The 14907-nt window shown below is 32.4% G+C and carries 13 protein-coding genes and 1 tRNA gene; 7 read left to right on the top strand and 7 right to left on the bottom strand.

Going from position 1 to position 14907, the window contains the following annotated elements; genetic code table 11:
- Nucleotides 1–33: 33 nt before the first annotated feature.
- The 6 genes from BMX53_RS10655 to BMX53_RS10630 all read right to left on the bottom strand — a co-directional run bounded on the left by BMX53_RS10655 (nucleotide 34) and on the right by BMX53_RS10630 (nucleotide 8486).
- The gene (locus BMX53_RS10655; protein ID WP_074746228.1) at nucleotides 34–2253 is read right to left on the bottom strand and encodes an NADP-dependent isocitrate dehydrogenase; all 2220 of its coding nucleotides are present in this window, start codon (nucleotides 2251–2253) and stop codon (nucleotides 34–36) included.
- A gap of 240 nt (nucleotides 2254–2493) precedes the next feature.
- Nucleotides 2494–4893, bottom strand: coding sequence for a GumC family protein (locus tag BMX53_RS10650; protein ID WP_074746227.1), 2400 nt, complete (start codon nucleotides 4891–4893; stop codon nucleotides 2494–2496).
- A 4-nt stretch (nucleotides 4894–4897) separates the two neighbouring features.
- Complete coding sequence (locus BMX53_RS10645) at nucleotides 4898–5683, bottom strand: polysaccharide biosynthesis/export family protein (protein WP_038986291.1); 786 nt, start codon at nucleotides 5681–5683, stop codon at nucleotides 4898–4900.
- Between the two features lie 231 nt (nucleotides 5684–5914).
- The gene (gene lptB, locus BMX53_RS10640; RefSeq protein WP_038986149.1) at nucleotides 5915–6655 is read right to left on the bottom strand and encodes an LPS export ABC transporter ATP-binding protein; all 741 of its coding nucleotides are present in this window, start codon (nucleotides 6653–6655) and stop codon (nucleotides 5915–5917) included.
- A gap of 18 nt (nucleotides 6656–6673) precedes the next feature.
- Nucleotides 6674–7519, bottom strand: a complete 846-nt coding sequence (gene tatC / locus BMX53_RS10635; RefSeq protein WP_240485489.1) for a twin-arginine translocase subunit TatC — start codon at nucleotides 7517–7519, stop codon at nucleotides 6674–6676.
- A gap of 1 nt (nucleotide 7520) precedes the next feature.
- Nucleotides 7521–8486, bottom strand: a complete 966-nt coding sequence (locus BMX53_RS10630; protein ID WP_074746222.1) for a KpsF/GutQ family sugar-phosphate isomerase — start codon at nucleotides 8484–8486, stop codon at nucleotides 7521–7523.
- Between the two features lie 89 nt (nucleotides 8487–8575).
- Here BMX53_RS10630 and BMX53_RS10625 point away from each other — a divergent pair, with 89 nt between their 5' ends.
- Complete coding sequence (locus BMX53_RS10625; protein ID WP_038986147.1) at nucleotides 8576–10771, top strand: RecQ family ATP-dependent DNA helicase; 2196 nt, start codon at nucleotides 8576–8578, stop codon at nucleotides 10769–10771.
- 83 nt (nucleotides 10772–10854) lie between these two features.
- Nucleotides 10855–11304, top strand: coding sequence for a hypothetical protein (locus BMX53_RS10620; protein WP_167357247.1), 450 nt, complete (start codon nucleotides 10855–10857; stop codon nucleotides 11302–11304).
- Nucleotides 11305–11903: 599 nt separating this feature from the next.
- Here the strand turns inward: BMX53_RS10620 and BMX53_RS10615 are convergent.
- Complete coding sequence (locus tag BMX53_RS10615; protein WP_038986143.1) at nucleotides 11904–12140, bottom strand: hypothetical protein; 237 nt, start codon at nucleotides 12138–12140, stop codon at nucleotides 11904–11906.
- 258 nt (nucleotides 12141–12398) lie between these two features.
- Here BMX53_RS10615 and idi point away from each other — a divergent pair, with 258 nt between their 5' ends.
- The 5 genes from idi (at nucleotide 12399) to BMX53_RS10590 (ending at nucleotide 14905) form a co-directional block, all read left to right on the top strand.
- Entirely contained in the window at nucleotides 12399–12926 is a 528-nt protein-coding gene (idi, locus tag BMX53_RS10610) for an isopentenyl-diphosphate Delta-isomerase (RefSeq protein WP_038986141.1), read from the top strand.
- A gap of 4 nt (nucleotides 12927–12930) precedes the next feature.
- Complete coding sequence (locus BMX53_RS10605) at nucleotides 12931–13344, top strand: 6-carboxytetrahydropterin synthase (RefSeq protein WP_038986139.1); 414 nt, start codon at nucleotides 12931–12933, stop codon at nucleotides 13342–13344.
- Nucleotides 13345–13452: 108 nt separating this feature from the next.
- Nucleotides 13453–14421, top strand: coding sequence for a type I phosphomannose isomerase catalytic subunit (locus BMX53_RS10600; protein WP_074746218.1), 969 nt, complete (start codon nucleotides 13453–13455; stop codon nucleotides 14419–14421).
- A gap of 65 nt (nucleotides 14422–14486) precedes the next feature.
- Nucleotides 14487–14750, top strand: coding sequence for a hypothetical protein (locus BMX53_RS10595; protein WP_038986136.1), 264 nt, complete (start codon nucleotides 14487–14489; stop codon nucleotides 14748–14750).
- A gap of 81 nt (nucleotides 14751–14831) precedes the next feature.
- Nucleotides 14832–14905 (top strand) — tRNA-Thr (locus tag BMX53_RS10590).
- Nucleotides 14906–14907 lie beyond the last annotated feature (2 nt).

The following is a 14907-nucleotide window of genomic DNA, read 5'->3' as shown; positions in this document are numbered from 1 at the left end:
GATGACCTTTTTATTTTTCTATCTATTCTATTATTAAATAGCGTCGATGATATTGTTTAAAGTTGCACTTGGACGCATAGCTTTTGCTGTGTTAGCAACATCTGATTGGTAGTATCCACCGATGTTTTGCTCTTTTCCTTGTGCAGCGATTAATTCTTCATTAATCTTAGCTTCACCTTCAATCATAGCTTTTGCTATTGGAGCAAATGTAGCTTTTAATTCAGCATCTTTAGATTGATTAGCTAAAGCCTCTGCCCAATACATAGCTAGGTAGAAGTGAGAACCACGGTTGTCAATAGAACCAACTCTACGAGCAGGAGATTTATCATTGTCTAAGAATTTAGCAGTCGCTTCATCTAAAGTTTCTGCTAATACCATAGCTTTTGGATTATTTTGAGTTTGACTTAAGTGTTCGAATGAAGCTCCTAAAGCTAAGAACTCTCCTAATGAATCCCAACGTAAGTATCCTTCTTCTATGAATTGCTCGATGTGTTTAGGAGCAGAACCTCCAGCACCAGTTTCGAATAATCCTCCACCATTCATAAGAGGAACGATAGATAACATCTTAGCTGATGTACCTACTTCTAAGATAGGGAATAAGTCAGTTAAGTAATCACGTAATACGTTTCCTGTTACAGAGATAGTATCAAGACCTTGACGAATTCTTTCTACAGATACTTTTGTAGCTTCTACAGGGTTTAAGATTCTAATGTCTAATCCTGTTGTATCGTGATCTTTTAAGTAAGTGTTTACTTTAGCAATGATTTCTCTATCATGAGCTCTGTTTTCATCCAACCAGAAGATAGCAGGAGTCTCAGATAAACGAGAACGGTTTACAGCTAACTTAACCCAGTCTTGGATAGGAGCATCTTTAGTTTGACACATTCTGAAGATATCTCCAGCTTCTACGTTTTGTTCGAAGAAGATGTAACCTTTATCATCAGATACACGGATAACACCATTTGCTTCAGCTTGGAAAGTTTTGTCATGAGAACCATACTCTTCAGCTTTTTGAGCCATAAGACCTACGTTAGGAACAGATCCCATAGTAGTAGGGTTATAAGCACCATTAGCTTTACAGTCTTCAATTACAGTTTGGTATACACCAGCATAACAACGATCTGGAATAATAGCTAAAGTATCTTGTGATTTACCTTCAGCATTCCACATTTGACCAGAAGTACGAATCATAGCAGGCATAGAAGCGTCTACGATAACGTCAGATGGTACGTGTAGGTTAGTAATTCCTTTATCAGAGTTAACCATTGCGATAGCAGGTCCATTAGCAATAGCAGCATCGATAGCAGCTTTTACTTCTGTTTCTTGAGCGTGTCCAGCTAATTTAGCGAATAAGTCACCTAATCCATTGTTAGGAATAATTCCTAGTTCAGCGAATAAAGTAGCATATTTAGCATATACCTCTTTGAAGTAAACCTCTACTACAGCACCAAAGATGATAGGGTCAGATACCTTCATCATAGTTGCTTTTAAGTGAGTAGAGAATAAGATGTTTTTAGCTTTAGCTTCTTCTTTACATTCAGAAACGAAAGCTTTTAATTTATTTACATTAAGAACAGAAGAATCAATGATCTCTCCTTTTAATAATGAAGCGAAGTCTTTTAATAATTTAACTGCTCCATCTGTTCCGATGAATTCAATTTTGTATTTACAATCATTAGCAACAGTTGCTGATTTTTCAGTTCCATAGAAGTCACCATCAGTCATAGTAGCAACTCTTGTTTTAGAATCTGCAGACCATGCTCCCATAGAGTGAGGGTGTTTCTTAGCGTAGTTTTTTACAGCTTTTGGAGCTCTACGGTCAGAGTTACCTTCACGTAATACTGGGTTAACAGCAGAACCTAAGATTTTAGCGTATTTAGCTTTGATTGTTTTTTCTTCATCCGTTTTAGCTTCTGCTGGATAATTAGGAACAGCAAAACCATGTGCTTGCAATTCTTTAATAGCAGCGTTTAACTGAGGAATAGAAGCAGAGATGTTAGGAAGTTTAATGATGTTAGCTTCTGGAGTCTTTGCTAGTTCACCCAATTCAGCTAAAGCATCACCGATTCTTTGCTCTTCTTTTAAGAATTCTGGGAAGTTAGCAAGAATACGACCTGCTAGTGAAATATCTCTTGTTTCAACGTCAATATTTGCTGTTTTAGCAAATGCTTGTACAATTGGTAAGAACGAATACGTAGCTAACATAGGAGCCTCGTCAGTAAACGTGTAAAGGATTTTAGATTTTTGTGTCATTTTTTTTCTACTTTAAATGAAAACAATTTTATCGTTATATATATTTTGTTTAAACCTTGAAATTTATATAGCAAATATACTAAATATGAATGTTAATGCTAAAGCTTAATAGTCTTTTTAGAGTTGAATTATGAATTTGATAATTCAGACTTTGTATATTTCTGTTTTGGTATATTTTGCTATAATATTTTATCATATTAATGAAAAAGGTCACCCCTATTAGGAGTGACCTTTTCTATATTAGTTTATGTTTAATAGTTTTTTCCACCAAGGACGTTTATCCTCTTCTGCATCTTGACCATATCCATAACCGTATCCATATCCATAACCATAACCTTTGTTAGTTTCCGTGTCATTTAATATGATAGACATATTTGGAAGTTTACCTTCTTTATGTAGATCATTTGGAAGTTTCAACATACGTTTGTCTAGGTAATTTGCTCTTGCTACATAGATAAATGTATCAGCATATTTAGCTATTAATAATGTATCTGTTACTAAACTTACTGGAGCTGTATCCACAATAATGTAATCATATTGTTTTTTCAGTTCTTCGAACATATTACCTATTTTATCACCCATTAATAATTCAGCAGGGTTAGGTGGGATAGTACCAGCAGGAAGAGCATACATATTTTCGTATCCGTCTATTTTTACAACATATTGATTAATATCATCTTCTTTTTTCAATAAGAAATCAGATACCCCTTTAGTAGGTAACATGATATAATCATCTAATCTAGGATTACGTATATCTAATCCGATAAGTAATGTTCTCTTACCTGATAAGGCAATAGTAGCAGCAATATTAACAGATGTAAATGTTTTACCTTCTTTAGGGAAAGTCGATGTTAAGAAGATCATCTTAGCATCACCTTCTTTTACGCGACTAAGCATAAATTCAAGGTTGGTTCTGATAATACGAAGTGCCTCTGCTGTACTTGTTCTACTCGCAATATTAACAATTTTAGAATTGTCATTAGAGTGTGGAATATCTCCAAGGAATGGTACAGAAGTATTCTCTTCGATATCAAATCTACTCTTAACCTTAGTATCCAATAATGAACGTAAGTAGATAATAGCAAAAGGAATTAACCCACCCATAATTAAAGCAGCTAATAAGATAATAGCTTTTTTAGGAGCTACTGGTTTATCAGAGCTTTTAGCCATATCTATTACTTTAGCATTTTGATCTGTAGCAGCTAATGCGATAGCTGTTTCTTCACGTTTTTGGAATAAGTATAAGTAGATAGCTTCTTTTACTTTTTGTTGTCTGTCTATAATTCTAAACTCTCTTTCTTGTTTAGGTACTAGTGATAGTTTAGACTTTAATTCACCTTCTTTAGCTGCTAGTTCTCTATGAGTAATTTTTAAATTACTTTGAGCTCTTAAAAGACTTTCTAATACAGAAGCTTTCATAGAGTTAATCTGATCATCTAACTTTACTATAGTAGGGTTCAGTTTAGTTGTACTTGTACTTAGTTTGTTTCTGTCTAATACTAATTGGTTGTATTGATTGATTAAGCTGTTAGAGCTAATATCAGTTGATACAATGTTACCAGGTAGTAATTCGTTTGGCTTGCTATTTTTCAAGAAATCAATTAGAGAAGAGACAACCTTTAATTCTGTTTCATTCTCAATAATTTGTTTCTCGTAAACATTAGCATTTTCTAAGTGAATTTTTAATTCAGTAGGAATATCAGTAATACTATTTCTAGCTTTATATCCTTCTACATTTTTCTCTACATCACCTAATTCTTCTGTAATAAGAACTAAACGAGAGTCAATGAATTCTGATGTCTTTTCTGATACAAAACGTTTATCAGCGATAGCACCATCGTTGTATAAAGTAATCATTGTATTAAGGTAATCAATAGCTTTAGCCGGAGTAGCATTTAGCAATGATAATTCTAATACAGTTGAAAACTTATCAGTAGGAGCAATTTTAACTTCTTTTACATAGTAATCAACTACTTTTTGGATAGGAGCAATTTTTACTAGTATTTCATTTACGTTTTCATTAGACACTTTTTTCTTTAAGTCATCTAATGTTCCTTTTTTCTTAGGTGTATTTTTAGTAACTATAAGTTTACCTAAGATAGTAGTTACAGGTTCATTGTATTTAAATGTACCTATTTCGTTTTCTTCTTCATCTAATAAAGTAAATGAAGTATCTGTTCTATCTTTAATATAAAACTCATAATCTAATTCGTCAAAGTCAAAAACTCTTTCTACAAAGTTGATTGAAATAGGACTATTCTTATATAAATCAGATTTTACAAATCGATCATTGTTGATATAAGAAATGTTTAATTGTAATCTTCTAACTGTTTTTTCTGCTAGACTTCTTGATTGTAATACTTGTGTTTCGTTCTCTACGTTACTTTTTCCTCCAGAGAACATACCTAAGTCTGCGAAAGCTGCCATTTCAGAAGCAATACCACCACCTCTTTTTTCATCTTTTACAATGATTGATGTACTGATAGAGTAGATCTTTTGGCTGTAACGCAAATAAACAAATGCTAGTGCTACAGTGATAAAAACACTTAATACAAACCATCTCCAGTGAACTAAGTATTTTTCTAGTTCCTCTCTGATGTTAATATTAGAATTTTCTTGATTGTCAAATTTATTTTCCATTGTTCTATTTTACAGCTAGGGCAATTACAGTTACTAAAAGTGATAACGCAGAAATAGCTAAACTTAAGTTAGGTCCAACTACAGATGAGTTAATTTTAGTTTTATTAGGTTCTACATATACTATATCGTTTTGATTTAAATAGTAGTACGGTGATACCATAAAATCAGCTTTAGTCATATCTACGCGGATAGGAACTCTTCTTCCATCTATTTCTCTTATTAGAAGAATGTTATCTCTTTTACCATACACTGTTAAGTCTCCAGATAAAGCGATAGCTTCAGCTAAAGTCAATCTTTCGCTATTAATAGTGTGTACTCCTGGTTTGTTAACTTCACCTTGAACTGTCACTTTGAAGTTCATGATTCTCATGTTAACAATAGGGTTTGTGATATATTGGCTTATTTGTTTAGTCAATAGACTAACGGCTTCTTCTTTATTTTTTCCTCCTAATTTAATAGTACCTAATACAGGAAACTCAATATTACCATTACCATCTACTAGATATAACTGTTGTGTCATCGTTCCACTAGCTGCAGGTGTATTAGGGTTCGTAGTCATTGTATTCATTAAGTTGAATGGAGCTGCTGCTTCAGGATCTTCAGCAGAAACAATAATCATTAATAAATCATCTGCTCTTAAACGAGTCTCAAACTTATTGTCATTAGATTCTTTAAGTAGAACATCTTCCACATTCTGGTAGTATACAATCGTTTTCTTGTTAGCACATGATCCTAGAAGGAACATGCAACCTAAGATAAGAGATAGTTTTAGTGCGATTTTATTTTTCATTGTTTTTTTTGCAAATATATAGTTTCTACATAGTGAATAAAAGGCATGCCTTTATTAAAAGTGCCAAATATAACTTTTTCTGAGTATAGCTAAAATCAAAGATTTATAAAAATCAAAGTAATTGTTACTAAAAGCTGTTTTTTTATAAGTTAAAAACGAGTAGTTTTTACTTTTTAAAACTAACAGTGTTTTTTATTTAGTAAATCTATAAAAGTGATTAAGCTATGGTATTTAGAAAATAATCTTCTTTTTACGTAATTCAAAGTTTTGTCCTAAATATACTTTTCTTACCATTTCATCTTCTGCCAACTCTTCAGGAACTCCAGCTTTAAGGATGCCTCCTTCAAACATTAGATATGTCTTATCAGTAATTGCAAGGGTTTCTTGTACGTTGTGGTCAGTGATTAAGATACCAATATTTTTATTCTTAAGATTGGCTACAATTCTTTGAATATCTTCAACAGCAACAGGGTCAACACCTGCAAAAGGTTCATCTAATAGAATAAACTTAGGGTCAGTAGCTAATGCTCTTGCAATCTCAGTACGTCTTCTTTCACCACCTGACAATACATCTCCTCGGTTGGTACGAACGTGATCTAGATTAAACTCACTAATCAGCGATTCCATTTTTTCTACTTGCTCCTTTTTAGAAAGGTTAGTAAGTTGTAGTACACTTAAGATATTATCTTCTATACTAAGTTTTCTAAAGATAGAAGCCTCTTGTGCTAAATAACCAATACCGTGCTGTGCACGTTTATACATTGGGAAATCTGTAATATTAGTGTTGTCTAGATATATATTACCACTATTAGGTTTTACTAGACCTACAATCATATAAAAAGAAGTGGTTTTACCTGCTCCATTAGGACCTAATAAACCAACGATTTCACCTTGATTAACCTCTACAGAGACTCCTTTTACTACTTTTCTCTTTTTGTATATCTTAATAAGATTTTCTGCTCTTAATTTCATAATTGATTAAGTAATAAATTATTGAACTTCTTTATTTTTTCCTTCAGCTATTTCTTTATTTTTCTTCTTAGTAACGAAGTATGAAATATAAATACTCACTTCATATAAGATAAGTAGAGGTATAGATACGATAATCTGGCTTACTACATCTGGAGGCGTAATGATTGCTGCAATAATTAGAATAAGTACTATAGCATATTTTCTATATTGTCTTAAGAACTGTGGAGATACTAAACCTAATACAGATAAGAAGTAAATGATAATAGGAAGTTCAAATACTAATCCACACGCTATCGAAGTTGTTTTTACTAATCCTATGTAAGAGTTTATATCTATTTGATTTTTAACTATTTCACTAACTTGTAGGTTTGCTAAGAAGTTAATAGATAAAGGTGTGATTACATAGTAACCAAAGATTACTCCTAAGAAGAATAAGAATGATGATACAACTATAAAAAGTCTAGCATATTTCTTTTCGTTTTTATATAGTGCTGGGCTGATAAATTTCCATATTTCCCATAAGATAAAAGGAACTGCAATAATGAAACCAGCCGAAATACAAGTCCAAATTAACACAGAAAATTGACCATCCATCGTTCTGTTTTGAATCTCGAAAGGAAGGTCTTGTAAACAGAAACTACGATCAAAATTAAACTTTTGCGCTAGTTTACAGAAGAATTGATAAGTAACGAAATCACTTTTCTTTGGAGCGAAAATTATCTTGTCAAAGATGAAATCGCTAAAAATAAAAGCGACTACACCACCACTTAAGATAAATATTGATGATCTAACTAATAACCATCTTAATTCTTCTAAGTGGTCAAGGAAAGACATTTCCTTGATAGATTTCTTTGAGTCTGCCATATTATACTATACCTTCTTTTAATATATCATGTAAGTGGATTACACCTACATATTTGTTGTTTTCTGTTACTAATAATTGGGTGATTGAGTTGTCTTCTAATATTGATAAAGCTTTAGAAACATGTTCGTTACTGTCAATAGACTTAGGGTTGATAGACATGATGTCTTTGGCCTTATACTCATTTAGATTAGCACTTTTTTGAAGCATACGACGTAAGTCTCCATCAGTGATAATTCCAATTAATTTGTCATCTTCTACTACAGCGGTTACACCTAATCTTTTTTCTGAAATTTCTACGATTACGTCTTGAATTGTAGATTCAGGAGAAACAGAAGGTTTGTTTTCGCTTTTTAGAATGTTTCTGACCAAAAGTAGTAATTTTTTACCTAAAGCCCCACCTGGATGATACATCGCAAAGTCTTCTGCTGTGAATTGTCTCATCTGAATTAGACAAGCAGCCAAGGCATCACCTAGTACTAATTGAGCAGTAGTGCTATTCATTGGAGCTAGATTATTTTGTTCTGCTTCTCTGTCTACTTTAGATAGCAAGATATAGTCAGAACTCTTCGCTAAAAATGAATTTTCATTAGCAGTAATTGCTATAAGTTTATTACCGTGTCTTTTTAATATTGGAGCTAGTACTTTAATTTCTGGGCTATTTCCACTGTTAGAAATACAAATAATACAGTCACCAGGCTGTATTAATCCTAAATCTCCATGCATAGCTTCAGCAGCGTGCATATAGATAGAAGGAGTACCAGTTGAATTAAAAGTAGCTACTATTTTCGCTCCAATTAGTGCACTTTTGCCTATTCCTGTCACAATTATTCGCCCATTGCAGTTATAAATTGCTTCTACTGCTTTCTCGAAATCAAGTGTTAAGTAGTTTATAAGTTTTTTAATGCTCTCACTCTCAGATAATAGAGTGTTTTTGGCGGTTTCTAATATGTTGATTACTGTATTCAAAATGAGCGAATGTTAAATATTATGTTTGAACTAAAGAAATTTTGTACCTTTAGGTACTGCAAATTTATGTAAAATACCATACAAAAATAATGAAATCAACTGAAATTGACTTGCACAAAGAGTTAAAGAGATATTTTGGATTTTCACAATTCAAAGGTCTTCAGGAAGATGTAGTCAAAAGTATAATCTCAGGACACAATACTTTTGTAATTATGCCAACTGGAGGAGGTAAATCTCTTTGTTATCAATTGCCTGCATTAGTGTTAGAGGGAACTGCGATTGTTGTATCACCATTGATTGCATTGATGAAGAATCAAGTAGATGCTATTAGAAGTTTATCTTCAGAGCATGGTGTAGCGCATGTACTTAACTCTTCTTTAACTAAAACTGAAATAGCTCAGGTAAAGGAAGATATTAAAAGCGGAGTCACTAAGTTACTTTATGTAGCTCCTGAATCTTTAACTAAAGAGGAATATGTTAGCTTTTTACAAGGAGAAAAATTATCTTTTGTAGCTATTGATGAGGCTCACTGTATCTCTGAATGGGGACATGACTTTAGACCAGAATATCGAAATCTACGTAATATTATAAGAAGTCTTGGAGATATACCAATTATAGGACTTACTGCTACGGCAACTCCTAAAGTACAAGAGGATATCTTAAAGAACCTAGAAATTCCAAATGCCAATACATTTAAAGCGTCTTTTAATAGACCTAACTTGTTTTACGAGATACGTCCAAAGACTAAAAATGTAGAGACAGATATTATTCGTTTTATTAAACAACACCAAGGTAAGTCAGGTGTGATCTATTGTTTAAGTAGAAAGAAAGTTGAAGAAATTGCACATGTATTACAAGTGAATGGAATTAGTGCTGTTCCTTATCATGCTGGGTTAGATGCTAAGACTCGTGCTAAGCATCAAGATATGTTCTTAATGGAGGATGTAGATGTAGTAGTAGCTACTATTGCTTTCGGTATGGGAATTGACAAGCCAGATGTACGATATGTAATACACCATGATATACCTAAATCATTAGAGAGTTATTATCAGGAGACTGGTAGAGCTGGACGTGATGGCGGAGAAGGACATTGTTTAGCCTATTATTCATATAAAGATATTGAGAAGCTTGAGAAGTTTATGGCAGGTAAGCCTATAGCGGAACAAGAGATAGGATTCGCATTACTTCAAGAAGTGGTAGCTTATGCAGAAACATCGATGTCTAGAAGAAAGTTTATCCTACATTATTTCGGAGAAGAGTTTGATGAAGTTAATGGTGAAGGAGCGGATATGGATGACAATATTCGTAACCCAAAAACTAAAGTTGAAGCTAAAGATAGTGTTGTTGAATTATTAAAAGTAATTAGAGACACTAAACAAGTATATAAAACGAAAGAAGTAGTCTTTACTTTATTAGGTAAGGTAAATGCATTACTTAAAGTAAATAAGACAGATACTCTAGACTTCTTTGGATGTGGTAAGTCACATGAAGAGAAGTATTGGGTTGCTTTAATAAGACAGGTTCTGGTTGCTGATTTATTACGCAAGGATATTGAAGCTTATGGAGTACTAAAATTGACAGAGTCTGGGCTGAAGTATATTGATAATCCATCGTCATTTATGATGACAGAAGATCATGAATACTCTGATACAGAAAATGAATTAGACGTTGTCGCTAGTAAAGCAAGTCTTGTGATAGACGAAGCTTTGATTAGTATACTAAAAGATTTGCGTAAGAAAGTTGCCAAAAAATATGGTGTACCTCCTTTTGTCGTTTTCCAAGACCCTTCATTAGAAGAGATGGGACTTAAGTATCCTGTTAACTTAGAAGAGATGTCTAATATAATAGGTGTAAGTGAAGGTAAAGCGAAAAAGTATGGTAAGGAATTCGTAGATGTTATTAGTAAATATGTAGAGGATAACGATATTATTAGACCAGATGATCTAGTCGTTAAATCTACAGGAGCTAATTCTGCGTTAAAACTTTATATTATTCAGAGTGTGGATAGAAAGTTATCTTTACCTGATATTGCTAGTGCTAAAGGACTAGATATGGATGGGCTACTAAAAGAAATGGAGCAAATCGTATATTCAGGGACTAAACTTAATATATCATATTGGATAGATGAAGTATTAGACGAAGATCAACAGGAGGAAATCTATGATTACTTTATGGATTCGGAAACCGATAATATCAAGTCTGCCATGGCAGAGTTTGATGGAGACTTTGATACCGAAGAATTAAGATTAATGCGTATTCAGTTTATCAGTAAAGAGGCAAACTAATATTAAAGTATATATAAGAGAAAAAAATCCTCAGTAGAAATCTACTGAGGATTTTTTTATGCGTAATGATAATTGCATTTATAATGAAATTTAGTTCAGTTTTTAATCAGAGTATTATTGTTAGGATAATTGTTGGTATTGTGCTTATTGCAATTATTGATGTTGTTTTGATAAGTCTGTTTTTTATGGTCTCAAAAGGTATAATACAGGCGACGAGTATTGAGTCTGTTATACTAACTATAACCATCATGACACTGTTATTGATTTATATCCTTAATATTAGTTATAAATATCTTAATCATATAAGTATAGATAAAAAGGAGATTATAATAAAAACCGTATTAGGAAAGCGCTTTGTGTTTAATACAGAAAGTAATGAAGTCAGGATACATTTTAGTACGCTGTCTATAATTGGAAGTGATAAAGAAGGCTGTATCACTATTAGTGAAAGAGCAAAAAAGATTGTACTCTTAGAAGGTTATTATAAAAATTATGGAGACTTTAAAAGCGAATTATTAGCTTTAACTAAATAGTGTTATAAATAATATGTAGATGTCTATAAATGGCATCTTTTTTTATGTCTTTTTTTTGGAAACTATAAAGTTTACAAATGGAACTCACGTAGTAACTTATAGGAGAATAAGTGAAGTATACAAGGACAATCCATGGGCAAACATAGTCTTAGGTCAACTAATCTCTAGCTATTGTCCAAGAATTGTCCAAGGAAAGGCATTGAGCCCTTATAAATACTGGGTTTAGAGATGTAACTATATTTATAAGGTTATCTGTTTTAAACTGTAAGTTGTTGTTTTTTAATATTATATGTTCTTTTGGTGTTTTTGAATTTAAAAAAAGTGGTACACATTTTTTTGATCTTTATTATGAAATACACTTTATATAGGTTAAATAAGGAAAAAGTAGATAAAAATGTGTCTGTAAAGACTTTTGAAGTATAGTAAAATGTGGATAAATTAAAAAAGCAGGAGTTGTTTTTTTATAACAAAGGAAGTAGTGGTGTTTTTTAAGAAGATGTTATTATAAAGAGATAGTTATCACAGTGAAGGTGCAGAAAAAACAGAGGAGATATAACTTAAGTTGTTGTATCTCCTCTGTTTCTTGTTATTAGTAAAGCTTATTCATAAAGCTCTCCTCTATGCGGTTTTAAGATATCTCTTAATAGTCTCATTTGTTCATCGTTTACCACCATATAAGCGATAGAATGCTCAGGAGCTAATACTTTATATTCTATTATAGTAATAGGTAGTTTTTCGATAGCTACATATTCTTTTAGATGGATGACATGATGTTCTGCAGTTCTTTCTCCTGCAGGCCCCTTGAAATCCCATATTAGTTTTATTTGTCTTTCCATTTGATAATCATTGTTTGTACAAAAGTAGTTAAAAATAATATGGGCTAGAATAAATGTAGAGAAGGAAGAGAGGGGGGAGTATTGATTTTTGGGTATATATATAATTTGATATATAATGTAGAGATAAATTTTTGATGGGAAGAGTGTTGTGAATCAGTTAAGTAGTTCGCATATTTGATTATAGTTAATGGATATGCTAAATGGATTAGTAATCCCATATCTTTTTTGTATTTTTGAGGTTGATATAAATTTATAGGTATGAAAGAAGAGTTAGTGATATTAGTAAATGAACAGGATGAACAAGTAGGAGTAATGGAAAAAATAGAAGCTCATAAACAAGCTTTATTACATCGTGCTTTTTCTGTTTTTATATTGAATAAAGACAATGAGGTAATGTTACAACAACGTGCCTCTGAGAAATATCACTCACCTTTATTATGGACTAACACATGCTGTAGTCATCAACGTGTAGGAGAAACTAACGTAGAAGCAGGTAGACGTAGATTGATGGAAGAGATGGGCTTTGAGGTACCATTAAAGGATGTATTTAGTTTTATATATAAAGCACCATTTGACAATGGACTTACTGAACATGAATATGATCATGTGATGATTGGGTATTATGATGCTGAACCAAAGATTAATTTAGAAGAAGTAGAGTCTTGGAAATGGATGTCTATTGAAGGTATTAAAAATGATATGGAAGCACATCCAGAAGTATATACAGCTTGGTTTAAAATAATTTTCTCTAAGTTTTATCATTTTATTGAAGCACAAAAACAATAGTGTTATGAGATTAACCGTTAGTAGAAAGGCCCATTTTAATGCAGCTCATCGTTTGCATAGAAAAGAATGGTCAGATGAGAAGAATCAATTGATCTTTGGGAAATGTAATAATCCTAATTTTCACGGTCATAATTATGAGTTAATTGTTCAAGTAACAGGAGAACTAGATCAGGAAACAGGGTTTGTGATGGATTTAAAGGAACTATCAGATTTAATAAAATCGGAGGTAGAAGAGCGTTTTGATCATAAAAATTTAAACCTAGATGTACCAGAATTTTTTGAATTGATACCTACTGCCGAAAACATAGCTGTCGTAATATGGCAGTTACTTCGACCTTTTATCCCTAGTGACAAAGAGTTAGAAATAATCTTGTACGAAACAGCTCGAAATTTTGTTTCTTTTAAAGGAGAAAACTAATTATAGGGAATGCTAATAGGAAAAGTCGTAACTTGCACCCTCGTTTTTTTAAGTGAAAAGGAAAGATAAAATAAGTCTAGGCTTATTTCTAATAGAAGTGATTAATATATGAGTTTTAAACAATATCCGATACTATTTCATCCAATTCTGAAAGATAGAATATGGGGAGGAACTAAATTAAAATCAATATTAGGAAAAGATATTGATTCGAATGAGGTTGGAGAAAGTTGGGAGATATCTGGTGTATCTTCTGACATTAGTGTAGTGGCTAATGGAGTGTATGCAGGACTAAACTTAAACGATCTAATTCAGAAATTTCCTGATGAGATATTGGGAGAGGCTATAATAGCACGCTTTGATAAACAGTTTCCATTATTGTTTAAATTCTTAGATGCTAAAGATGACTTGTCTATACAGCTACACCCAAATGATGAATTAGCACAGAAGCGTCACGGTTCTTTTGGTAAGACTGAGATGTGGTATGTGATGCAGGCGGATGAAGGAGCTAGAGTAGTAGTAGACTTTAAAGATGGAGTAAGTCAAGAAGACTATCTAAAACATCTAGAATCAAAAACATTGCCTTCAATCTTAAAAGAAATCCCTGTTAAAAAAGGAGATGTGTTTTTTATAGAGACAGGAACTGTACATGCTATAGGTGGCGGAGTATTATTGGCCGAGATCCAACAAACATCTGATATTACCTATAGAGTATATGATTGGGATAGATTAGATGCTCAGGGTAACTCTAGAGAATTACATATAGATTTAGCTTTAGAGGCTATTAACTATGACAAGAAGAATGTAGAGATAACATATAATAAGGTTGTTAATACAGATAATCATATTTTAGAATGCCCTTTCTTTAATGTAAATTATATACCCTTATCTGATATGTATACTAAAGTTAAAGATAAGAGTAGATTCTATTTATATGTATGTACAGAAGGAGAAGGTGAGATAATAATAGGAGAGGAGAAGTATGAGCTACACTGTGGACAGACTATCTTTATTCCTGCTGTGGTATCAGAAGTGATACTAAAAGGAGAGGCTACTGTATTAGAAATATTTGTTTCTTAAAAGAGTAGTTTACTCTATTTTTAAATTGTAGATTTGCGTAAAATTAATAATAAATAAAGGAAATTATGGCAAGCGTAAAAAACCTTAAGAAAGATATTCACTATGTATTAGGTGATATTATTCAAGCGATTTATATTCAAGAAATGACAACAGGTGGACCAACTCCAGAGACTAATGCATTACTTGAAGAAGCATTCGTTTCATTCGACGAATTGATCGGAGATGTAAATGCAAAGAATGTTGAGAATAAAAAAGCACATTTTAAAGGAGTTTATAAAAAACTTGAAGATGTTGCTGGTCAATTAGTTGAGAAAATCAACGCAATGTAATTGAAAAAAAAGTAAAAAAAACATACGTTTTGTGTTGCAAGATTGGAAAACCATGCTATCTTTGCACTCGCAAAATGAGTCGCCGGTGTAGCTCAGCTGGCTAGAGCAGCTGATTTGTAATCAGCAGGTCGTGGGTTCGAGTCCCTCCATCGGCTCA

Origin of the sequence: Myroides marinus (assembly GCF_900109075.1) — a bacterium.
In the GTDB taxonomy this organism is placed as follows: domain Bacteria; phylum Bacteroidota; class Bacteroidia; order Flavobacteriales; family Flavobacteriaceae; genus Flavobacterium; species Flavobacterium marinum_A.
This window is presented reverse-complemented; position numbering and strand designations above follow the sequence as displayed.

What these genes read in the sequence shown, in the direction of transcription:
- BMX53_RS10655 (WP_074746228.1), bottom strand. Translation starts at nt 2,253, where the DNA reads ATGACACAAAAATCTAAAATCCTTTACACGTTTACTGACGAGGCTCCT.
- BMX53_RS10650 (WP_074746227.1), bottom strand. Translation starts at nt 4,893, where the DNA reads ATGGAAAATAAATTTGACAATCAAGAAAATTCTAATATTAACATCAGA.
- BMX53_RS10645 (WP_038986291.1), bottom strand. Translation starts at nt 5,683, where the DNA reads ATGAAAAATAAAATCGCACTAAAACTATCTCTTATCTTAGGTTGCATG.
- lptB (WP_038986149.1), bottom strand. Translation starts at nt 6,655, where the DNA reads ATGAAATTAAGAGCAGAAAATCTTATTAAGATATACAAAAAGAGAAAA.
- tatC (WP_240485489.1), bottom strand. Translation starts at nt 7,519, where the DNA reads ATGGCAGACTCAAAGAAATCTATCAAGGAAATGTCTTTCCTTGACCAC.
- BMX53_RS10625 (WP_038986147.1), top strand. Translation starts at nt 8,576, where the DNA reads ATGAAATCAACTGAAATTGACTTGCACAAAGAGTTAAAGAGATATTTT.
- BMX53_RS10620 (WP_167357247.1), top strand. Translation starts at nt 10,855, where the DNA reads ATGAAATTTAGTTCAGTTTTTAATCAGAGTATTATTGTTAGGATAATT.
- BMX53_RS10615 (WP_038986143.1), bottom strand. Translation starts at nt 12,140, where the DNA reads ATGGAAAGACAAATAAAACTAATATGGGATTTCAAGGGGCCTGCAGGA.
- idi (WP_038986141.1), top strand. Translation starts at nt 12,399, where the DNA reads ATGAAAGAAGAGTTAGTGATATTAGTAAATGAACAGGATGAACAAGTA.
- BMX53_RS10605 (WP_038986139.1), top strand. Translation starts at nt 12,931, where the DNA reads ATGAGATTAACCGTTAGTAGAAAGGCCCATTTTAATGCAGCTCATCGT.
- BMX53_RS10600 (WP_074746218.1), top strand. Translation starts at nt 13,453, where the DNA reads ATGAGTTTTAAACAATATCCGATACTATTTCATCCAATTCTGAAAGAT.
- BMX53_RS10595 (WP_038986136.1), top strand. Translation starts at nt 14,487, where the DNA reads ATGGCAAGCGTAAAAAACCTTAAGAAAGATATTCACTATGTATTAGGT.